Consider the following 21,453-nt stretch of genomic DNA (forward strand, 5'->3'; position numbering starts at 1 on the left):
GTGATTGGAGGGCAAGACGAAGACTCCTGCGGGAAAAGCGGAAGCTACGAGGAGGCTCACCGGCCGCCCGCGGAAAGCGAAGTCTTGCACGGAAATCAACAGCGGTGTAACAAGCAGTTCACCTCACCTCACCTCTCCAATTTGTTCGTCTTTAGGCAAAATGGACTTAGATACCTCAACCTCTTCACCATTTTAAACGCTTTCCTGCACGGTGGCTGACGGTCTTTTAAACGCAGCAACAAACCACACAATATTCGTAATCAGCAAACCTAAACAAGAAATCATTATTCCTATAATTGAAGATAAGTTTCCTGAGAAATCTTCTAATCGGAATAAAAACAGGGCCGGCATCAGTAATAGAGTACTAGCAGCGATTAAAAGTCCGATGCTGCAAAAAGCAGACATGACAAATTTTAAAAAATGCATTCCTATCAGATAAAAAGCTAAAGGCAACAAATATAAAAACAGAACCATGCCAAGAGATAACCACAGCCCTGTTGAGCCGAACGTATTAACGTTGGGGCCTGAATCTGCTAGAGGAGAAAGCGAACCAAGAACCAAAATGAAGCAGAAAAATAGGGCGGAAAGCAAAGTGGTGACTATCACACTATTTTTTGCTGTAGAATTACGCACTGTTTTTTAACCTCCTTTCCAATAAATAAGCATATGGATTAATTTTACAAAAAAAGACTCAATTAAAAAACCACTTTTTTACAAAAACCTTTGATAGGTTGGATAATAATGAAGAGAAGCCGGGTTAAGATAATACACGTGTACATATTTTTTGTGTGGACCTGGATAGTGGGTTTCGTGCCAGTATTGCGCCAGTATTGTTTGAATAGGATGCGAATGAGGGGCTTCGCCGTAATGTCCGTAGTAGAGGCCGCTGCCTGAATAAGGAGAATACATAAAATCACCTGCCTGCTTAAATGAATGTGTTACACGGTATGTTTTTATATGGATTAACGTTCTTCTACAGTGTAAAAAGGGCACAAATAGGTCATTGGCTATATGAATGCTCCATTACAGTAAAAAAGACCTCTAAAAGCAAGAGGTCATAAGCTAAGCATCTGTATGTTCTTCACTTGGATTCCTTTGAAAATCCAAAAAACGAGTTCCTTGAAACGTCAGCATTCCTTCGTCGCCTTCTGCAAACATGCCGTATTCGCGGCCTGAAACAGTAAATTCAGAGCGGTCGGTGCTTTCAAACTGAAAGGTTACGTAGTAGGTTGTAGACGTGTGAGAGTGATGATGTTCGTGAGCGTGACCGCCATGACGGTGGACGTTTGTCTGTTTGCCCGTAACTTTTGCTTTTACGGAGAGACGGGGAGACTGCTCATTTTTACTCCACGTGCTGATTCCTTTAAAAATAGAAAATAGAAAAATACCAATAACTATAACAAAAAATAGCATCACAAACGTAGGCATTCCGTTAAATAACGCGTCATCTGGAAAAAAAGCGCCTCCGCTTACGTCATCGGGCACATCACCTTCAAAAACAATGTCATCTCCGGACGGGTCATCTTCAAATATCATTTCATCTTCAAACATTCGTATTCCCTCTTACTATAAATACGATTACTGAATGGAAAAAGTTTCATCTTTATAGTAGTCTTATGATAGGATAGCTAGTTACTATTCATACATATGAGTGAACAAGGAAAAGGAGAGATACACATGGGGAAATATAAAGTTGTTATGTCTGGAAAAACGTGGCCAAATGCTTACGAGAAGCTAGCGGAGCACTGCGATATTCAAATGTGGGAAGGAGAAGGAAAGATTCCACAAGAAACGCTGCGCGACTGGCTTCGTGACGCTGACGGCTTTTTTAATATCGGCCACATCACAGTGGACGAAGAGCTGTTAGAAGCAGCACCGAACCTGCGCGTTATTTCTCAATCAGGCGTAGGGTATGACAGTGTAGATGTCGAAGCATGCACCAAAAAAGGCGTGCCGTTTAGTAATACGCCAGGCGTGTTAGTAGAAGCAACGGCTGACTTAACGTTTGGTCTCTTGCTGTCAGCAGCTCGCCGCATTCATGAAGGCTATGAAAAAGTGAAACAAGGAAACTGGGAAACGGTATTTGGCGTCGATTTATTTGGAAAAACGCTTGGTATTGTTGGAATGGGCGATATCGGAAGCGCCGTTGCCAGACGAGCAAAGGCATCGGGGATGAACATCGTTTACCACAACCGAAGCCGCAAGCATGAAGCAGAAAAAGAGCTTGATGCCGTATACCTTTCGTTTGAAGAACTGCTTCACACAGCTGACTGTATCGTATGCCTAGTGCCGCTTTCAAATGAAAGCAAAGGCATGTTTGGAGAAGAGGAATTTAAAGCAATGAAAAGCAGCGCGTATTTTGTAAACGCAGCGCGCGGAGGATTAGTGAACACTGAAGCACTTTACGAAGCGCTGAAAAATGAAGAAATTGCATATGCTGCACTAGACGTAACAGACCCAGAGCCGCTTCCGGCAGATCATAAGCTGCTGCAGCTTTCAAACGTGCTGGTAACACCGCATATTGGAAGTGCTACGTACGAAACGCGCAATCGCATGGCAGATTTAGCCGTTCAGAACCTGCTTTTAGGTCTTGAAAAAAAGCCTTTAGTGACGTGTGTGAATGAAGAAGTGAATTACAAGTAAGGAGAGATTTTTTGTTAAAAGCATTACAGCTTATTCTTTCAATTATTACTGTTGGACTGGCTCTTTATATCATGCTCACTCACAGTTACCAGTTCCTTTCGTTTTTAAATATACTGCTCGGGTTTACCATGCTAGTTTTAGGAGCAATCGAGTGGCAAAAAAGAAAGAAAACCAGCGCGTGGCTGTTGCTTTTAGTTGCGCTGTTTAGCTGGTTTGTCGGTATTTACCGCATGATCAGTTAAAAACGCTTGGCATTTGCCAAGCGTTTTTTTAATGTGCTTTTAGCTGCGTTTCTAACACTTTTTCAATAACGGAAGCTACTCCGTTTTCATCGTTTGTTAATGTAACATCATCAGCTAGTGCTTTAATTTCCGCGTGCGCATTTGCCATAGCGATTCCTTTTCCAGCCGTTTGCAGCATCGATACGTCGTTAAAGCTGTCTCCAATGGCAATGGTATCATGAAGAGAGCCGCCAAGCTCTTTTACCACGTATGTTAATGCGTTTCCTTTTGAGGCGTCTTTGTGTTCGAGTTCAAAGTTGTGATCAGCGGAAGAGACAAGGGTCATGTCATGCTGCTTGCTAAAGTGATCCCAGCCTTTTTTTCGTTTTTTATCATCAAATGAAAAAGCTAATACGTTATAAAGCTCAGCGTTTGTATTTAAAATATCTTCATACGATGCAACAAAGGCAAATCCCGTTTGGCTGTATTGCTTAGCAGCAGCGTGATGAAGTCTTTCTTCGTCCACGTTTTTATTGGCGCTTTTTACCCGGTCAATTTCAATGGTGAGCAGCTCTCGGCCTGAGTTTGGTGTATAAATCGCATGCTCTGCAAACACTTCATAATAAAATTCGTTTGCATCCAGCCACTGAAGCGCTTCTTTTACGTGATGGGCATCAATTGGAACAGAATGTCTAAGCTGTCCGTTCGGGTCATGAATAGTCGCTCCGTTTGCGGCAATCACCCAAAGGTTTGAAAGCTCAGCTTTTTTTAAAATTTCCTGCACGTCGAAATAAGCGCGCCCTGTAGCAACCACGACTTCAACTCCGTGTGTTTGCGCTTTTTTAATTGCTTCTGCATTAATTGTGCTAATTTCACTGCTGCTATTTAAAAGAGTTCCATCTAAATCTGTAAAAATCATCTTCATAAACTATCTCTCCCTTTGACTATTATTACTTGTTTTTGCGTGTTTTATCTTGTTTATCCTACAATAAACGAAAAAACACTGATAATCAAGCGTTTTTACATTGTTTTTACAAAAGAAACAAGTATAATAAAGTAAAAAGCAGAAAGAAAACAGGTGAACAAGCAATGTTAAAACAAGAAAGACGCAAACAAATTATGAATTTGCTTGAAAAAGAAGGGCGCATTGTAGCTACGACGCTTAGCCAAACGCTGAATGTTTCAGAAGATACAATCCGCAGAGACCTGCGGGAAATGGACGCGCTTGGTCTGCTGCAGCGTGTACACGGAGGAGCGCTTCCGCGTTCCACGTCTGCCGTTGATTACAAAGAGCGAAAACGTGAATTGATGGATGTTAAGCATTCACTTGCAGTTGCGGCGCTTCCGTTAATTAAAGACGGGCAGGTGCTCTTGATGGACGGAAGTACAACAAATATTCAGCTCGTCAAAGCTTTTCCAAAAAATTTAAACGTTACGGTTATTACAAACAGTCCGTTAATTACCGTTGCACTAGCGGAACATGAATTTGTAGAAGTTGTTTCTCTTGGAGGAACGTTTCGAAAAGAATCGATGGTCACGGTAGGACAAAGCGTGGTTGATACGCTTAAACAAATTCGAGCGGATCTTTGTTTTTTAGGCGTATACGCAATCGATCCTAAAATCGGGATGAGCATTCCTTTGCTTGAAGAAATGCACATTAAAAGTCAAATGATAAAAAGCGCGAGTGAAGTAGCGGCTATTGTAACAGCTAAAAAACTCAATACATCGTCAACGTACACGTTCAGCTCAGCCAACTCGCTAGATTGGCTCATTACAGAAGAGCATGTGAACGAAACCGTGTTAAATGCTTACCGCGAAATCGGCATTGAAGTAATCACAAATAAATAGTAGTTTTAGTAAGGAAGTATATGGTGATGTAGAGTAAAAAGGAGCTTGAGCGATGAGCGAACAAATAGATGTTACGCAGGAATTAGCGAAGCTTCAGCAAAGAGTCGAACACCTAGAGGAAAGAATGGAAAAAGCAGAGTCTAAGCAAAGTCCTTTGCGGTCATTATGGGAAGCCATACGATCGATTTTAATTGGACTATTCATTGTAGGACCTGCAGCGGCAATCATTCTTGGCGTTTTAGGGGCACTAGCGGGAAAATGAAAAAGGTTGAGACATAACTAACTAAATCAATATAACCTAAAGGCGAACAAATTGGATAAATGATCTAGTATGTTCGCTTGTTACAGCGCTGTTGATTTCGGTGCAAGACTTCGCTTTCCGCAGGAGTCTTCGTCTTGCCCTTCAATCAACAGCTAGAAGCCGCTACATATATGAACGTTCACTATACTAATAAAAATCCGAACAAATTTGATTCTCAATCAAGAATCAAACTCGTTCGGATTTTCCTTTGACTAAAATACTTTTGTCCCAGCCTTGTTTTATTATTATTTTTCTGAATCAGAACGAAACTTCGTGCTGACAAAAATAATGATGGCTAACAAAATAACAATGGGCAGCCAAATAATTTCAAATTTATAAGCAGGCTCTGCAAGTGCGGCGATAACAGCGCCAAAGCAGTAAAGTACAAGAGACAGCGCGCGAAGAATGGCATCGGTTGTAAACGTTTTGCGGTAGCGAGGGCTGCGTAAACGTGCCGTTACGTCTTCAAAGAAATTAGCAAGCGTTCCCGTTAATACGGTTGTTGAAATTCCGGCTACGCCAAGCTTTCGAGCAGCCGTTGTTTGAAGTCCCATTGCTGAGCTTAGTAAGAAAATAAACAAGTAAGTTAAGTGTAAAGAAGGAGAAAACGAAGATAAAAGTGCAAAAACAAGTAAAATTAATCCTTCTATTCCAAGCGCGATCGTTACGGCTTTAGGCCAAAACGTTTTTTCTTTGTTTCCAACAAGGATTGCAGCGCCTACAACTCCTACAATAAAACCTCCTAAAGCTGTCAGGGAGTGAAAAACAGTTGTTTCAAGAGAGTTTCCGATTGCTAGCCCAAGCAGCACGATGTTTCCGGTCATGTTTGCCGTAAAGATATGGCCAAGGCTTAAGTAGCCAATCACATCGACGATACCCGCTGTGACACAAAGAACCAGCAAAATAATGTTTCGATAAGTAGAATTCGTCACGGTAAGTCATCCTTTCTTTTTATACCAACTAAACAGTTTACCGTGAAGAAAAAAATCTGTCCAGATAGTTGTCTTACAAATTTTTAAGCGTGTCCCACCCAAAAGCCACTTCAGATAGAGATGTACCCTCAATAACAACCTCAGCACGATCGATTCTTTTTCCGCCAAGCGCTTCGTAAAATTGACAGGCGCCGTTTTGTTCAAAAGCCCATGTGAGCATCGTATGTATATGTTGGTTTACCAGCTCTTGCGCTATTTTATGCATAAGCGCTTTTCCAATCCCTTTTCGCTGATGCTCTGCGAGTAAATACATTGCATATAGTTCTCCGGTATAGGAAGGGTGCTTATTGGTTCTTTCTTTGCCATAAGAAGCGAAGCCGACGATTTGACCGTTTTCTTCTGCAACAAAAACAGAATTTGACTCCAGTTTCTTTTTCCAAAGAGGTTTTCGCTTTTCAGCACTCAAAGAATCTAAAAAAGAATCCGGAACAAGTCCTTTATAAGTTGATTTCCAGCTTTCTACGTGTACATTGGCGATGCCCGCTTCATCGCCAATTCTGCCTTGACGTATCATATGCTCACCTCATTTTTTTCTATATTTTAACATAATTTTAAAGCGGGCATCCCCGTTTTTCCGTTTTCTTTGTATATATATAGTAGCTATTTTACATAACAAAGGAGATGATATAATGAGCAAATTATTATTAAAAGATCAGCCGTTAATTGTACTGCCGGCGCTTGCAGTTAAAGTAGGAGTGAACGGAGCGCTGTTTCTTCAGCAGCTTCACTACTGGTTTGAAAAAAGCGTAAATGTACAGGACGGATATACGTGGGTATATAATACAAATCAGCAGTGGCTGCAGCAGTTTCCGTTTTGGTCGCTTTCAACGATTCAACGCATCATTTCAAAGCTTGAAAAAGAAGGACTGATTATAAAAGGAAAGTACAACCGCTCTAAATTTAACAACACGGTCTGGTACCGGATTGATTATAAGAAACTAGAAGAGCTTATGCCAAGCGATGAATTTGAAGAGCTCGAAGATGTCAATTTGACAGAAGGGGAAAGTCAAATTGAAGCAGCGGAGCCGGTCACAGTGAAGGCGTCATTAACAGAGACTACAGCAGAAAATACAAATCAAATAAAAAGAGAAGAAGCCGCGCATGACGCTTACGTACAAACGTTAGAAGCCGCTTTTATTGCTAGAAGAAACCGAGGAGTGTATCCTTCAGCCAGCGATTTAAAGCATATGTACGAAGTCGCAAAAAGCGAAATACCCGTAGAAGAGGCGCTATCTGGACTGCAGGAAGCATTTGATCACTACGTGCCTAAATACAGCGGCGATACCATTCGAGCATTTGCCTATATTAAACAGCATCTTTTTCATAAGCATTATGTAACGTCACAGCGTACGCTAGCAAGCCAACAGACTGAAAAGCCGCTTTCCTACGCTAATAAAAAGCGCGTCATTCGCAAGGAAATGACGCCGGCTTGGCTAAAAGAAAATGAAGAGCTAGAACCTTCAGCTCCTGCTTTTAAAGACGATGCTCACTTTGAAGAAGAAAAGAAAAAGCTTGCTGAAAGTCTTCGTGAGCTGGAGCAGGAATTAAAAAATAATTGAAAATACCACTGGACTTTTATAAGATAAAAGATAGTAAACCTTTTGAATACGAAAGGTTTACTAGGTAAAAGAAAAGCGGCTCTTAAAGAAGGTGCGCCATAAACGTGATAAAATTTTTGTTTTTGCTGTTCATGCCTACAATCTTTGTTTTTTTCGGTTTGTGGCTTATCCAAAATGTGTTGGTAACATTTGTGTGCTTTTACGGCTGGATGTTTATGATTTTATATGCGAATAATAAAATTAACTTGAAGGTAGCGCTTACAAAAAAATCTCTGTATGTGGGAACTCTGAGCGGAGTTCTATGTGCCGCTGTAATAATTGGAAGCAGCCTGCTTTTTTCTGGTAAAATCTTTCATGTAGAAGATATGCAAGCGGTTTTGCAAATATGGGGATTTAGCGGATGGAAAGTTATCATTTTAGCCGTCGTTTTGATTTTTATTAACCCTTATTTAGAAGAAATGTATTGGCGAGTCTATATACAGAATAAAGTGGAGAAGCATCTGTCCTTACCTGCTTCAACCATTGTTACATCAAGCTTTTATACGCTTTATCACCTGTTTATTATTCTGCCTGTTTTTGCGTTTCCTTTTAATTGGATCTCGGCTGCAGGCATTTTTTTAGCAGGTATAATGTGGGCGTGTATAAGGGAGCGATATGGTGCCGAAGCGGCAATTATTAGTCATGCGTTAGCGGACGCGGCGATCATGATCGTATACGGATTATATGTAAGATAGTGGTATTATGTCAAAAAACCATGAATCGTTATTCATTTATAACTTGTTTTCATGGTATAATAACAATAATAGTAAAATTTTATCAACACATTTGAATTGAAATAATGTATACTTGTAATACAAAGATTGAAGCGTTTACATAAATCGGAATACACATAGTTAATCTGGGTCCGATGAAAACTAAAAAAAAGAGAGAGATAATTACTTGGAGGAGGAATAGAAGTATGTTTGTACCTATTGAGCGTAAAAAAGTATCTAGTCAAGTGCTTGATCAATTAAAAAAGATGATTAAAGAGAAAACGTTCCCGCCAGAGTCTCGTTTGCCGTCGGAACATGAGTTATCCAAAATGTTTGGAGTGAGCCGTGCACCAATTCGTGAAGCGCTAAGCGTTCTTTCTGCCAGCGGCTTGATTGAATCAAGACAAGGCGGAGGAAGCTACGTAAAGCGTGTAAACTTAGTGGGCATGCTTGATCCAATGACGTTTGAAATGGTTGAAGCAGATCAAGTTCTTGAATTAATTGAAATGCGTATTATCATCGAGTCGCAAGCAGCAAGCTTAGCTGCGCTGCGCCGTACGGATGAAGAACTGATTGAAATTAAAGAATCGTTAGAAGCGTTTAAAAAGACGGTTCATAACAGTGAAGAAATTGGACATGAAGCGGACTATCGTTTCCATCATGATATTGTAAAAGCTGCTCATAACTCATTTCTTCTTCATGCTGTAGAAGATTTAGGTCATTTGTATCGAAAAGCGCTTGCTTATTCGTTAAATAAAAGCCAAAAAGAAAATCGTAAGCAAACGGATGCCGACCATGAGCGTATTTTTGAAGCAATTAAAAATGGAGAGCCAGAAGAAGCAGCAGAAGCGGTTCGTGATCACTTAGAGCACGTTCGCCAAAAAGTAATGGTATCTCAATAATAAAAAAAACGACAACCCAAGGGGTTGTCGTTTTTTTTTTATTAGTAAGACCATTCATTCATGTGAGGAAATAACACACGTAGAAAACGAAAATTCATGCTTAGACCGGTGCGGATGTGCCGGCTTTTTTTGTTTGCATAAGGGGAAAGTATCTAATTATACTCCTTAATAATCAGAAAATACAGTATTGTTAATAATTTTACGGCGTGGTATTTTATTAACAAATGTTACTTTTATTTACATATTAATGTCAGTAAATCTAACATTAAGAGGAGGGATAAGATGCTTTCATCAAGCGTCGGGTATTTGATTTTACTGATTTTTGGAGGAGGCTTTACGGCCGTTACAATTATGATGCAGCGCCGTCAAGGAAAGGAAATGACGGCTGAGCAGTTTAGTACAGCCGGAAGAAATGTAGGCGTTGGGCTGGCGAGTGCATCCATTATTGCTGCATGGACATGGGCCGCTACGTTAATGATGTCTTCTTCCACAGGCTATCAGTACGGCATTAGCGGACCGTATTGGTACGCAGCGGGAGCAAGCATTCAAATTTTGCTGTTTGCCATTGTCGCGATTAACCTGAAGAAAAAAGCGCCGAACGCTCATACGTTTTTAGAATTTATTGCACAGCGTTTCGACGTGAAAAATCATCGTTTAATGCTTGGCTTTGCTCTTATGACAAATATTATTGTGACCGCCATGGTTATTTTAGGAGGAGCCATTGCTTTAAACTCTCTTACCGGGATGAATATTTTTGTTGCCGCTTTTTTAATTCCTCTTACGTTTACCATCTACACCATAATTGGCGGTTTAAAAGCCTCATTTGTTGCTGATTATTTTAACACCGTTTTTATTTTCATTATTTTATTTATTTTTGCTGCTGCCGTCTATTATAAGTTCGGCGTGACAAGCGTGTACGAAGGGCTGAAAAATCTGCCTTCGTCACAGCATATGCTTACGATGGCATCGGTGCCGGGCCTTTTGTTTGGGATGATTAATATTATCGGGAACTTCGGTACGGTCTTTGTAGATCAAGCTTACTGGCAGCGTGCCATTGCAAGTAAAAACAGCGCTGCTTCAAAAGCGTATATTTACGGCGGAATTGCCTGGTTTTCGATTCCGTTTGCCGTTGCCACTTTCCTAGGTGTAAGTGCGGCTGGGCTTGGAATTGCTGTAGATTCACCGGATTCTATCGCGCCCGTTATGGCATCACACGTGCTTGGAAATCTAGGTTCTATTTTGTTTTTAACGATGCTGTTTATGGCGGTAATGTCGACAGGAGCAGCTGAATTAACGGCGATCACAAATATTATCGTAACGGACATTTACTTGCGATCTATCAATCCAAAAGCAAGCAGTAAAAAAATCTTAAGCACGTCGCGAAAAGTGACGCTTGGCTTTGGGCTGGCGATGGGTGTGTTTTCCATTTTACTGTTTTACTTAGGAATTAGCCTTGGGTTTGTGTATATGGCCATGGGTATTTTCGTCAGCGGAGCTGTTATTCCCGTTACGCTTGGACTGATGTGGAAAAAAGCGACGAATACAGGTGCATTTTACGGCGCGCTTTTAGGGATGATTGGCGGCGTTGTCGCATGGAACACATCTACTTATTTAATTAACGGTCACATTGATGTAGAAGCCCTTGGCGGACTGTATCCAATGCTTATTGGAAATTCTACCGTTTTTATTATCAGCGGAGTTATATCAATCGGACACGGTCTGCTTGCCAAAAAAGAATTTGACTTTGATGAACTAAAAGACAAATTCAAAAGCTTTGATGAACATGGAGATGAACCATTAAGGGAGGAAGTGGCGTATGGATCCACAACAACAGTTAAATAAAGATGCAAAGCTTTGTACGCGCTGGGCGCTGGGACTTACATTTTTGTTTGTCCTCTTGTTTCCAGGCGTGATGTTTTTAACGGGCTATCAATACACGCTGTCCTTTTTTAAAGGCTGGACGTATCTTGCGTTTGGCTGGCTGATTATCGCAGGGATTTGTATTATTGTGGGGCCTGTGGTTGAGTTTGTGAGGGAGAAGAAGGAGAGAGATACAGTTTAATTTGTCAAAACAATATGAATTTCAAATGTGTTAGTTATAAAAAAAATCACAAATCATATTCTAGTGAATATGGTTTGTGATTTTTTTGTGAAGATATTTAAAATTATGTTAATTTTTGGTAAAGTAGGCTTAGTTCCATAAAACTACATTATGGTTTTAAATGGATTTTACTATTTTATCTGATTGTCTTTTGACATAAATGAAAGGAGGTGAAGTGATTGCACATCGTCTCTTTAGAAAAAGCATGTTATGCAGAACTTCAAGCAGTAGGTTCAAAAGCTTACAATCTCTCAAAAATGATTCAGCACGTTTCTCATATCCCTACAGGATTTGTTTTAACATCTCACGCGTTACATTCCTTTTTAACGTTTAACCAAATAGAAATAAAAGCAGAAGATAGCAGCGTCATAGAAAAGAAGATTCAAAGCGGCACGTTTCCTTTAGGTCTGCAAAAAGAAATTGTTTCTTCGTATGCCAATATTCAAGGTGCTGGTGTGAAAGCCGTAGCCGTAAGATCTTCTTCCGCACTTGAAGATTTGGAGAATGCGTCTTTTGCCGGACAGTATGAAACGATATTAAACGTAAGAAACAGAGAAGAACTTTTGACAAGTATAAAAAAATGCTGGGCTTCTTATTTTTCATCCGTGGTTCAAGCGTACGCCGAAGATAAAGAAATTTCGCTTTCTAATCCCCAGATGGGTGTCCTTGTACAAGGAATGGTTGAAGCCGATGTATCCGGAGTGATTTTTAGCGTAAATCCTATTACAGAAAGTGAAGATGAAGTAGTCATTAACGTGGCGTACGGCTTAGGAGAGGGAATCGTATCAGGTGGTGTTACGCCGGATTTATTTATTATTCATAAACAGACAAAAAGTATAATGAAAGAACTAGGTTTAAAAGAGTATAAGCTAGTGTCAGGTTTTACAGGAATAACAAAAGCTGTGACAACGGATAAAGAAAAAAATGAATTTTCTATATCAGATGAAACAGCACTACAGCTGCTTCGTTTAACGAATCAAGTAGAGCAGTATTGTCAGTACGCTGTAGACATTGAATTTGCCATAAAAAATAAACATATTTATTTGCTTCAAGTGAGACCTGTTACTACATAATGAAAAGGAAAGGGGAAAACAAATGAACGTATTATCTGCATTTCAAAACGACCTATTTTTAAGTGAGGAAGAAAAACAAACGGGATTTTGGGTACAAGACAACCTACATATCGCACATGCGCTAAGTCCTTTATACGCTTCCTTTCAGCTTCCGGCAATGACTTATGGGACAAAGCAAGGTTTTGAAACGTTAAAACTGCCTATCTATCAATTTGTAGTGAAATTAGCTGATGGAAAAATGTATCAGCAAAATATCCCGTTTCCAGGTGACGTAAATGATCGCTTAAAGGAGCACCAAGAAGCAGTGAAGCCGCTGTTACCTCGACTTAAACCTAGATTATACGAGTACGTTAATGAGGTGTTTTTACCTTTTTATACGGAAGTTAAAAGAAATGCAGAACGTCCTTTATCTTTAAAAGAAGCAGAAGAAAAAGTAAAAGAACTGCATGATTTTTATAAAAAAGCTTGGCAGCTTCACTTTGAAATTGTCATGCCAAGAAGTGATTTAGGAATGATGTTAGAAGAGCTATATGGAGCCTTGACCGGAGATGAGAATACCGCTTACGTATATGATCTGCTGGAAGGCGTAATGAACAAGTCACTTGAAACGGATCAAGCACTGTGGGAACTAACTGACAAAGTCAAAGATTCTAATCAATTAAAACAAGCTTTTACGGAGCAGAAGTCAGAAGACATAGAAGCAAATCTATTAGGCACAGCTGAAGGCAGAGAATTTTTAAAGAATCTGCAAAGCTTTTTGAATGAGTATGGCTATCGTTCTGCAAATTCGCATGAGTTTATTGATGAGACGTGGGTAGAGAATCCTTTACATGCGCTATCGATTATTGCTGGCTATGTGCGTAAAGATTACGACTTCAAGAAAAATTATGAAGATGTCGTAAAAAAGAGAGAAGAAAGCTATCGTGATGTACTCGCAAAAATGCCGGAGTGCGAAGAAAAAGAGCAGTTTAAGCTGTTTTATGGCTGGGCTTTGGACGCATGGGGGTTGGATGAAGACCATCATTTTTATATCGATGCGATGCTGCCTGCTACGGCAAGACTGTTTTTGCTCAATGTAGGAACTCTTTTAGCTGATCACCAAGTGATTCATCAGCCTCAAGATATTTTTCATTTTTATTACGATGAATTGCTGGAAGTATTAAAAACGCCCGTGGCATCTCATGAACTTATCGTCAATAGAAAGCAGGAGTTTGAAGAGAATCGTCATAAAAAAACGCCGCCTGCTTATGGCACGCCTCCTCAAACAGGAGAAGATCCTTTATTGGAGCGGGTATTCGGAAAAATGGGGCCTCCAGAAGTAGATGAAACTCAAAAAATCTTTAAAGGAAGTGCCGCTTCAAGAGGTGTTTATACGGGAGTGGTAAAAATCATTTCAGACCCAAGTCAATTTTCTAAACTTAAACAAGGAGATATTCTTGTGTGTGAAACAACAGCACCCGCTTGGACCACGTTATTTTCGCTTGCTGGAGCAATTGTAACTAATGCAGGAGGAATTTTATCTCATGCAGGAACAGTGGCTCGTGAATATAAACTTCCAGCGGTTCTTGGCACAAAAGTAGCCGTGGATCTACTAAAAGACGGAGATGTTGTTACCGTAGACGGAACTAACGGAGTGGTGACGATTGAACAGCAGTAAGCCGTCTTTGATTATCTTTTCTATTTTAACAGGAACTTTTTTAATTCCCGTTAATTCCACTATGATTGCGGTAGGCTTACCGTCTATTGCCAAAGCGCTTGATCTTTCCATCGTACATGTATCAGTAGTGGTAACGATCTATTTAATTGTGATGGCAGTTGCTCAGCCCATCGCGGGGAAACTGGGTGATTTATATGGAAATAAGACCATGTTTGTAGCTGGAATGATTATTTTTTTAGTGGGGTCTGCCGCCTGTGTGTTTTCATATAACTTACTTTCGCTCACGGTCTTTCGAACGCTGCAAGCATTAGGAGGCGCACTAGCTACGCCTAATGCAACAGCGATTATGAGGCACAGTTTACCAAAAGAAAAGCTTGGAAGGACGCTTGGGTTATTTGGATTATCAATGGGACTAGGAGCAGCTGTAGGACCTGTGTTAGGAGCTTTTTTAATTAAGTATCTTGGGTGGACGTCGATTTTTTGGTTTAACGTTCCTTTTGCTGTTCTGTCGTTGATTTGTTCATTTATATACGTGCCGTCTAACGTAAAACAAAAAGCAAAAATGCTGGATATAGGGGGCGCTTTTTTACTTGGAGTAAGCATGACGAGCTTTACGCTAATGCTGACGCACCGTGATTTGTTTAATGCTTGGACTATTTTTATATGCATAGCGTCTATCGTTCTTTTCATTGTGCAAGAACGCAAGGTCCAAGAGCCGCTGATTGATTTTAAGCTTTTTAAGGTTCGGCCCTTTTTTTCTTCAAATCTTTCCATTCTATGCAGTAATTTTATGATGTATAGTACCATTTTGTTTGTTCCGCTTTTGCTAGAGAAGCAGTATGATATTCGTTTAATTGGTTTGCTTCTTTTCTTTTTTTCATTAGCCATGTCTATTTCTTCTTGGCTAGGAGGATTGTTAGCAGAAAAGGTAGGGAAAGAACATCCGATACGATTATCGTTTCTTATTTCACTGCTTGCGGCGATGCTTTATTTTCACTTAGCGAATGCCTCCATTTCTTATACAATTGTATCTTTATTAGTAGGAGGAGTGGGAGCAGGGATCGGTGTTTCATCTATGCAGGCTATGAATATTCAATCTGTCAAAAAAGAGCAATCAGGCACTGCGTCGGGCATTTATTCCACTTTTCGTTATGTTGGAGGAATGTTAGCTTCAGCTGCGGTGAGCTTGTTAGTAGGTACTACTGGTCTATTGGTGGTTCTATGTATAGCTGGAATAGCAGGATTCCTTGTGTCGTTAGTTGGAAAAGAAAAAGAAAAGCAAGTTTCCTTGTCCAAAGACGTTTTTAAATAAAAAAAGAATAGCCAGCGGAGAAGCAGACATTCGTTTTATTGCACGTGCTGAAAATGATGATGTGCTGGTCCAAAGGCTATTCTATTTTTTAGTTATCGCTCTTTTTTCAATTTTACACACCCACCGGTAATACTGCACCACCATCCAAAACAACAGCGGGTTTAAGAAAAGCGAATACCACCACGTCCACCATCCATAGTGAAAATACCCCCAAGGAGCAGGGAGAAGGGCCACTACTTCATAAAGTAAAACAGCAACCGACCAAAGTAAAATATAAGCGGCTTTTTTTGTGAGCTTCCCGGCAAAAGGATAGTAAGTAAGAAAAAGCATGTTTACAGGCGGAATGAGAACGGTATAGGCAAAAATACCTTGCCAGTCTGTCTCTTGTGTAAAATACCAGTAGCCGTGAAATTTGAAATTAATGAAGACGTCAAAGATATGCTGAGCAGCAATGGTGAACATCCAAATGTGAACAATTTGATTTGCCGTTAAGCGCTTATTTGTTTTGAAGGCAAGAATGTTAAATATTAAAACAGAAAGAATTAATCCAATCATAGTACTTCTCCTTTTGGCTTCTTGACTACATTGTATAATTTTAGGAGATTAAAACCAATAGAGAAATGAAAATATTATGAATTTTATGTAGTATTTTCCGCATTGATAGATTGTACATTTTTTCAATTTCTTAAAAAGGCAATCACAAGCAAAAGAGCAGGTATGACGATTTGAAACGAAAGATGTAAAGTAAATGGACCGATTTTTAATCCTTGATGGACATGTTTAAAATAGTTTTGAGCAAGAGACAATGAATAAAACAAAACGACTAAGCCGATTGGAGATACAAGCGGTGACGGGTTTTTAAGCTTAAACACATGAGAAAGGCCCAGCACAGTAGCATAGAACAATAGACCGATTTTAAAGAACGTTCCAGTGATTAAAGTGAAAGCGTTTGTAAATAAACAGAGATATTTTGTTAAAAATTAAGTATGTTAGCCGAAGATATAAAAGAGAAGGGCATAAAAGGAGAGAGCGTCTTGGATTTATTTGAAGTTATATTAAGCATACATATTGGGCTCGGCATGATTTGTTTACTTTCAGGAGCAGTGTCTATGCTAGTGCCTAAGACAAAAGGAGGGCATACAAAGTGGGGGGAAGTGTATCATGGTGCTTATGCAGCCCTAGCCGCTACCGCTATCATTCTATCAGTTTGGAAATGGAATGAAATTGCTTATTTATTTTATATTGCCGTGTTTTCATACGGATTAGCGATCTACGGCTATGTAGCACGCAAGCAAAAATGGAAGAGCTGGCTTCAACACCACATTCGCGGTATGCTGGGGTCTTATATCGGCGCCGTTACCGCGCTGCTTGTGAATATTGGAGATAGTATTCCGCTGTTAAACAAGCTTCCCGACCTTTCATATTGGTTTTTGCCGACGATTATTGGCAGTCCGCTTATTTACATAGTCGCAAGACGCTATAGAAAAACTTCTTCCGTTTTTAAAAAAATACCATACTAACCAAAAAAGCCTTTTAACGCAAAAGGCTTTTTTTTGTTACGAACATTTGTGCTATGATAGAGAAGCAAGGAGGCTGCAGCATGAAAGAAAATCATCAGTTTACCATACATACGGATAAAGAAAAGCTTGATATAGATGTCATCTACTCGTACCTTCATCATGAATCATACTGGGCAAAAGGAATTCCGCTTCACCTTGTTCAAACGTCTATTGAACATTCCATTTGTTTTGGCGTGTATGATGAGTGCGATAAACAAGTAGGGTTTGGACGGATTATTTCAGATTTTGCGACGTTTGCTTATTTGGCGGATGTGTTTATTCTGCCGCACGCCCGAGGCAACGGGCTTGGAAAAGCGCTGGTACAAGAAATGATTCGCTATCAGCCGATTCAACACGTACGAAAAATTTTATTGGCAACAAAAGATGCTCACGGTTTGTACAGTCAGTACGGATTTAAAGAAGTTAAAAATAAGCAGCTGTTTATGCAAATTTTTAAAAAAGGCATGTACGAGCGGGCGCTTTATTCAAAAGAAAATAAAATACTGCCTGGAAAAGAGGGATAAGTATGGCTGAAGAGTTACGTAAAAGCGTGTTTAATGAAGGGTTGATTACGCACTTGAGCGACGCTTTTTCACGTGAAATGAGTTCATTTGATGAAAAAGTATTTCATGAACTGGTTTTTCAACAGGGCTGGGAAGACTTAGCGCTGAAAGAGCGCATGAGAAGAATTACGCTTTCCATGCATGAAGTGCTGCCAGCGGAATATGAAGAAGCGCTTCATATTCTATATAAAGTAGCTCCAAGGGTAGGAGGACTTCAAGGCACGATTTTTCCAGATTATGTTGAACTTTACGGATTGAACGCTTGGGAAGTTTCAATAAAAGCACTCGCTTTTTTTACATCGTTTTCCACATCAGAGTTTGCGGTGCGTCCGTTTTTAATTCAAGATCAAAAACGGATGCTTGAGCAAATGATTGAATGGGCAGGAGATGAAAACCATCATATTCGCAGATTAGCAAGCGAAGGGAGCCGGCCTAGACTTCCATGGGGACAATCGGTACCTGCGTTAAAGCAAGATCCGAAGCAAACGCTGCCGATTTTAGAGCAGTTAAAATGCGATGAATCGCTCTATGTCCGAAAAAGCGTAGCCAACCATTTAAATGATATTTCTTACATAGAAAAAGATTGGATGCTTGACGTGATGAAAAGATGGTACGGAAAAGACGTTAAAACCGATTGGATCGTTAAACATGCGTGCCGTTCACTTTTGAAAAAAGGAGACCCTGAAGCTCTGTCTCTTTTTGGCTATGGAGATGACCCAGGAGTAAATGTCACAGGGCTTAGCTTACAGCCGCATGTCATTACGATTGGTAATAGCATTAACTTTTCCTTTGACTTATCGGTAGAAAAAAACATGCCGCTTCGCATAGAGTATGGAATTCATTACGTAAAAGCAAAAGGAAACCGCACTCAAAAAGTGTTTATGCTAAAAAATGTTCAAGCAAAAGCAGGCCAAACGCTGACAGTCACAAAAAAGCATGCGTTTAAAGATTTAAGTACAAGAAAACATTATAGTGGTACACATACGCTTTCTGTTATTGTAAACGGAGTGGTGAAAGCAGAAGCGGATTTTGTGATCGAGTAACTCTTTCCTGATGGAGAGAGTTTTTTTATGTTTCTATAGAGCTGATGAGGAAACGTAAGTCAATAGGTTGCTGCCTCTTTACTTACAAAACCGATTATAAAACATCCATTTAAATTCCTTTTATGGTATATTAATCCTTAAGGAGTGGTGAAGTGAAGAAATTTATGGTGGGCATATTGAGTGCTGTTTTGGCTATGTCATTGGTAGCGTGCTCAAACTTTGCTAGCAAAGAAGAGAGTGGATATAGGATTCAAAAAGTGAAAGTCAAGATAACGGATGATGCCGATTTAATTGGAAAAGTGGGAATACAAGACAGCAAAGGAAAAATGGTCGACGTAAAACCAAAAGCGCTTTATTACGAATTTAAAATGAAGCAGCAAGGTCAGCGTAAATTCTATCAAAATGATAAAGACGAAATAGAAGCTGAAATTATACCGAATGAAGATTTAAAGAAAGCATCTATCAATACAGTAGGCGTTAATGTATTTGATGAGGGGCATGGTCAGTTCGGTACAGGTATGGGAATTGAAGACTTTAACTATATGAAAAAAGGCAAAGTCGATGTGCACTACGATCTGGGCGCGACTGTTAAAAACAAAGAAATGCCTCTGGCTCCGTCCGATCAGAAATTAAAAAAACTCCAACAGGTTGCGAGGCATGGAAAGCTCGTCATTACAAGAAATAACAAAGAAATTGGTCGATATGATTTAGAGACGTTAGAATCTGTAAAGAAATGACCAACAGCTGCATGGAGTATGCGCAGTTAAATTACGGACAGTGCGGGCTCAATGAAGGCCTAAAGTTTATAGCAGTTCATACATAAAAAAGAGGCTAGGATAAACGTATGTTAGCTGAAATAAAAAATGAACCATTGATTAACATGTTTGATGAGTGGTTTGTTTTTTTTATGGTGAATATAGTTTCGTGTGTTTCGTTCCTTCTAGTAGTTGATTGGAGCGCAAGCGACTAGGAGGATCAGCGGCCACCCGCGGAAAGCGAAGCCTTGCACGGAAATCAACAGCGGTCGAACAAGAAGTCAGAATTGTTAATCCTGATTATTTGTCTTCAGGTTGAATTGATTTTGTTATGTCTCAATTCTTTTTTATATAATGCACTCATTTGATACATAAAAAATAGTCAAAAAGGTTCAGCTCCCTTATCTTGAAGTTATTTCCTTAAACGGTATAATTATTTATGTAACATTTTAAATATTTTAAAAATTTAAAATGTCTAATCAAGGGGATGGGGAGGAGTAAATGAATGAAAAAAAATGTAAAACGAACGGCCGTGCCGGCTCTTTTGTCGATTGGATTATTGCTGTCGCCGCTTGCGGTACAAGCTGAGATGCCTTATTACGGAAAAGACTATAGTCAGCCGGGAAAAATTAAAGCGCTTTATCCAGAAATAAAGGTGAATGAAGCAACGCCGGCATTTATGAAAGGACAAGACGCATTTACGACTCAAGAAGAAATGATGAGCTATGTTCAAAAGCTTGCTCATAAAAGTCCGTACGTAAAGCTGAAGATTATCGGTAAATCACAGCAAGGACGTGACATTCCGGCTCTGTATTTTTCAAAGGAAAAGAAATTTGCGGATGGAAAAACATCCAAAAAGCCAACGATTTGGCTTCAAAGTCAAATTCATGGTAATGAACCGGCAAGCGGTGAATCCGTACTCGCCGTTGCGACGCGTTTGACAGAAGACTTTGGAAAAGATGTGCTAAATAAAGTGAACATTGTCATTGTGCCGCGCATTAATCCAGACGGATCTTATGCATTTAAACGTCAGCTAGCAAATAATTTAGATGGAAACCGCGACTACATAAAGCTTGAAAGCCCGGAAGTGCAGAGCGTACGAGCTGAATTTAACCGTTTTTCACCGGAAGTCGTCATTGATGCTCATGAATATACGCCTTACAGCAGCGGATTTAAAAATATCGGTAAAGAAGGCGTGTGGAAGTATCACGATATTTTACTGCAGTCCGGTCGAAACTTAAATATTCCGCAGCGCATTCGCGACGTGTCTGATGAGCTGTTTGTGAACAGTACGCTTACAGCCATTGAAAAGCAAGGATATTCAGGAGAAGTATACTATACGTCTCAAGTGAATAAACAAGGGCAGCTTGAAGTGGAAGAAGGCTCAGTTGAACCGCGAATTGGCCGAAACTCACTAGGCTTGTATCCTTCGTTTTCGTTTTTAGTTGAAAGCAGAGGGATCGGTATTGGACGAGAAGATTTTCCGCGGCGAGTGAGTGCACAAATTGCTACGCAAGAAAAGCTGATTACCCAAACAGCTGATCACGCCAAACAAATTAAGGCGCTGATTGCAAAAGAAAAAGCGGAACTTGTTAAAAAAGGAAAAAATGCAAATGATCATGACCCAATCGTTGTAAACAGTGAAAATAAAAAAATACCAAACTCCACGTTAGAAATGGTCGATGTGGAAAGTGCGTCTGTTAAAGAAGTTCCCGTGACGTACTACAGTGCAAAAGAAGCAACGCCGACGCTTGTCCGCGAACGTCCGACTGCTTATCTTTTAAAACCAGGACACGAAGATGTAGCAGCCAAACTGCAGGGACAAGGCGTAAAAGGCTTCAAATTAACGAAAGAAACGGTTCTTTCAGTAGAAGCGTATAACGTCAGCAGCCGCATAGAAAATGAAGCCTACGAAAACAAGCCAAATGTAGATGTGCAAACAATCGTCAAGTCAAAAACAGTAACGTTTCCAAAAGGAAGCTACGTCTTTTTAACCTCTCAGCCGCAAAACAATTTATTGTCTCTATCGCTTGAACCGGAATCGGTGGACAGTTTCACGACGTTTGGGTATTTGCCTTCAGAAGTAGGACAAGAGCTTGATGTTTACCGGTTTACGCGTTCAATTGAAAAATCGCCTTTGCAAAAAGAATCCCGTAAATAATGAAAAAGCGT

Annotated in this window: 25 protein-coding genes; 18 read left to right on the forward strand and 7 right to left on the reverse strand. The window is 40.0% G+C overall.

The window, feature by feature from the left end:
- Window positions 1–192: 192 nt before the first annotated feature.
- On the reverse strand, window positions 193–633 hold the full coding sequence (locus LAV82_RS12290) for a DUF5391 family protein (RefSeq protein ID WP_211077672.1): 441 nt from the start codon (window positions 631–633) through the stop codon (window positions 193–195).
- Between the two features lie 429 nt (window positions 634–1,062).
- Window positions 1,063–1,551, reverse strand: coding sequence for a DUF2500 domain-containing protein (locus LAV82_RS12295; protein WP_499716176.1), 489 nt, complete (start codon window positions 1,549–1,551; stop codon window positions 1,063–1,065).
- A gap of 126 nt (window positions 1,552–1,677) precedes the next feature.
- On the opposite strand from LAV82_RS12295, the gene LAV82_RS12300 reads away from it, so the two are divergent.
- Both LAV82_RS12300 and LAV82_RS12305 read left to right on the forward strand, forming a co-directional pair.
- Entirely contained in the window at window positions 1,678–2,643 is a 966-nt protein-coding gene (locus LAV82_RS12300) for a 2-hydroxyacid dehydrogenase (protein WP_013058220.1), read from the forward strand.
- Between the two features lie 11 nt (window positions 2,644–2,654).
- A complete protein-coding gene (locus LAV82_RS12305; protein ID WP_013058219.1) occupies window positions 2,655–2,885 on the forward strand; it encodes a YczI family protein in 231 nt (76 codons plus the stop codon).
- Window positions 2,886–2,913: 28 nt separating this feature from the next.
- On the opposite strand, the gene LAV82_RS12310 is transcribed toward LAV82_RS12305, so the two are convergent.
- Window positions 2,914–3,789: a Cof-type HAD-IIB family hydrolase gene (locus LAV82_RS12310; protein ID WP_499716177.1), complete on the reverse strand. Its 876-nt coding sequence runs from the start codon at window positions 3,787–3,789 to the stop codon at window positions 2,914–2,916.
- Window positions 3,790–3,953: 164 nt separating this feature from the next.
- Between LAV82_RS12310 and LAV82_RS12315 the strand changes: the two genes are divergently transcribed.
- A complete protein-coding gene (locus tag LAV82_RS12315) occupies window positions 3,954–4,712 on the forward strand; it encodes a DeoR/GlpR family DNA-binding transcription regulator (RefSeq protein ID WP_013058217.1) in 759 nt (252 codons plus the stop codon).
- Between the two features lie 52 nt (window positions 4,713–4,764).
- Window positions 4,765–4,974 carry a hypothetical protein gene (locus LAV82_RS12320; protein ID WP_499716178.1) on the forward strand — a complete coding sequence of 70 codons (210 nt, stop codon included), beginning with the start codon at window positions 4,765–4,767 and terminating at the stop codon, window positions 4,972–4,974.
- A 284-nt stretch (window positions 4,975–5,258) separates the two neighbouring features.
- Here LAV82_RS12320 and LAV82_RS12325 read toward each other — a convergent pair whose 3' ends face one another.
- Together LAV82_RS12325 and LAV82_RS12330 are read right to left on the reverse strand one after the other, a co-directional pair.
- Window positions 5,259–5,945, reverse strand: a complete 687-nt coding sequence (locus LAV82_RS12325; protein ID WP_013058215.1) for a YoaK family protein — start codon at window positions 5,943–5,945, stop codon at window positions 5,259–5,261.
- A gap of 73 nt (window positions 5,946–6,018) precedes the next feature.
- On the reverse strand, window positions 6,019–6,519 hold the full coding sequence (locus LAV82_RS12330; protein WP_499716179.1) for a GNAT family N-acetyltransferase: 501 nt from the start codon (window positions 6,517–6,519) through the stop codon (window positions 6,019–6,021).
- Between the two features lie 115 nt (window positions 6,520–6,634).
- Between LAV82_RS12330 and LAV82_RS12335 the strand changes: the two genes are divergently transcribed.
- The 8 genes from LAV82_RS12335 to LAV82_RS12370 all read left to right on the forward strand — a co-directional run bounded on the left by LAV82_RS12335 (window position 6,635) and on the right by LAV82_RS12370 (window position 15,361).
- Window positions 6,635–7,564, forward strand: a complete 930-nt coding sequence (locus LAV82_RS12335; RefSeq protein ID WP_499716180.1) for a hypothetical protein — start codon at window positions 6,635–6,637, stop codon at window positions 7,562–7,564.
- Window positions 7,565–7,668: 104 nt separating this feature from the next.
- Complete coding sequence (locus LAV82_RS12340) at window positions 7,669–8,298, forward strand: CPBP family intramembrane glutamic endopeptidase (protein WP_098449088.1); 630 nt, start codon at window positions 7,669–7,671, stop codon at window positions 8,296–8,298.
- A gap of 224 nt (window positions 8,299–8,522) precedes the next feature.
- Complete coding sequence (locus tag LAV82_RS12345) at window positions 8,523–9,218, forward strand: FadR/GntR family transcriptional regulator (RefSeq protein ID WP_013058211.1); 696 nt, start codon at window positions 8,523–8,525, stop codon at window positions 9,216–9,218.
- Window positions 9,219–9,500: 282 nt separating this feature from the next.
- Window positions 9,501–11,060, forward strand: coding sequence for a sodium:solute symporter family protein (locus tag LAV82_RS12350; protein WP_499716181.1), 1,560 nt, complete (start codon window positions 9,501–9,503; stop codon window positions 11,058–11,060).
- Window positions 11,035–11,280, forward strand: coding sequence for a hypothetical protein (locus LAV82_RS12355; RefSeq protein WP_029323294.1), 246 nt, complete (start codon window positions 11,035–11,037; stop codon window positions 11,278–11,280). The genes LAV82_RS12350 and LAV82_RS12355 overlap by 26 nt, the downstream gene beginning before the upstream one ends.
- 218 nt (window positions 11,281–11,498) lie before the next feature.
- Window positions 11,499–12,392 carry a PEP/pyruvate-binding domain-containing protein gene (locus LAV82_RS12360; RefSeq protein WP_097812285.1) on the forward strand — a complete coding sequence of 298 codons (894 nt, stop codon included), beginning with the start codon at window positions 11,499–11,501 and terminating at the stop codon, window positions 12,390–12,392.
- Between the two features lie 22 nt (window positions 12,393–12,414).
- Entirely contained in the window at window positions 12,415–14,049 is a 1,635-nt protein-coding gene (locus tag LAV82_RS12365) for a PEP-utilizing enzyme (RefSeq protein ID WP_499716183.1), read from the forward strand.
- Window positions 14,036–15,361 (forward strand): MFS transporter, encoded by a 1,326-nt coding sequence (locus LAV82_RS12370; RefSeq protein WP_041816595.1) that lies wholly within the window; start codon window positions 14,036–14,038, stop codon window positions 15,359–15,361. Before LAV82_RS12365 ends, LAV82_RS12370 begins: the two co-directional genes overlap by 14 nt.
- An 81-nt stretch (window positions 15,362–15,442) precedes the next feature.
- On the opposite strand, the gene LAV82_RS12375 is transcribed toward LAV82_RS12370, so the two are convergent.
- Both LAV82_RS12375 and LAV82_RS12380 read right to left on the reverse strand, forming a co-directional pair.
- Window positions 15,443–15,916, reverse strand: a complete 474-nt coding sequence (locus LAV82_RS12375; protein ID WP_013058206.1) for a hypothetical protein — start codon at window positions 15,914–15,916, stop codon at window positions 15,443–15,445.
- A gap of 122 nt (window positions 15,917–16,038) precedes the next feature.
- Complete coding sequence (locus tag LAV82_RS12380) at window positions 16,039–16,296, reverse strand: GerAB/ArcD/ProY family transporter (protein ID WP_223269008.1); 258 nt, start codon at window positions 16,294–16,296, stop codon at window positions 16,039–16,041.
- A gap of 99 nt (window positions 16,297–16,395) precedes the next feature.
- On the opposite strand from LAV82_RS12380, the gene LAV82_RS12385 reads away from it, so the two are divergent.
- The 6 genes from LAV82_RS12385 to LAV82_RS12410 all read left to right on the forward strand — a co-directional run bounded on the left by LAV82_RS12385 (window position 16,396) and on the right by LAV82_RS12410 (window position 21,442).
- The gene (locus LAV82_RS12385; RefSeq protein ID WP_211077681.1) at window positions 16,396–16,881 is read left to right on the forward strand and encodes a DUF2306 domain-containing protein; all 486 of its coding nucleotides are present in this window, start codon (window positions 16,396–16,398) and stop codon (window positions 16,879–16,881) included.
- 80 nt (window positions 16,882–16,961) lie between these two features.
- On the forward strand, window positions 16,962–17,444 hold the full coding sequence (locus LAV82_RS12390) for a GNAT family N-acetyltransferase (RefSeq protein WP_025750834.1): 483 nt from the start codon (window positions 16,962–16,964) through the stop codon (window positions 17,442–17,444).
- A 2-nt stretch (window positions 17,445–17,446) separates the two neighbouring features.
- On the forward strand, window positions 17,447–18,526 hold the full coding sequence (locus LAV82_RS12395) for a DNA alkylation repair protein (protein ID WP_211077683.1): 1,080 nt from the start codon (window positions 17,447–17,449) through the stop codon (window positions 18,524–18,526).
- 152 nt (window positions 18,527–18,678) lie between these two features.
- A complete protein-coding gene (locus tag LAV82_RS12400) occupies window positions 18,679–19,263 on the forward strand; it encodes a hypothetical protein (protein WP_211077684.1) in 585 nt (194 codons plus the stop codon).
- Window positions 19,264–19,477: 214 nt separating this feature from the next.
- A complete protein-coding gene (locus LAV82_RS12405) occupies window positions 19,478–19,600 on the forward strand; it encodes a hypothetical protein (protein ID WP_268965254.1) in 123 nt (40 codons plus the stop codon).
- A gap of 186 nt (window positions 19,601–19,786) precedes the next feature.
- Window positions 19,787–21,442, forward strand: coding sequence for a M14 family metallopeptidase (locus tag LAV82_RS12410; RefSeq protein WP_211077685.1), 1,656 nt, complete (start codon window positions 19,787–19,789; stop codon window positions 21,440–21,442).
- The last annotated feature ends 11 nt before the right edge of the window (window positions 21,443–21,453 follow it).

The organism is Bacillus sp. ILBB4 (assembly GCF_035064545.1).
Lineage (GTDB): Bacteria > Bacillota > Bacilli > Bacillales > Bacillaceae_H > Priestia.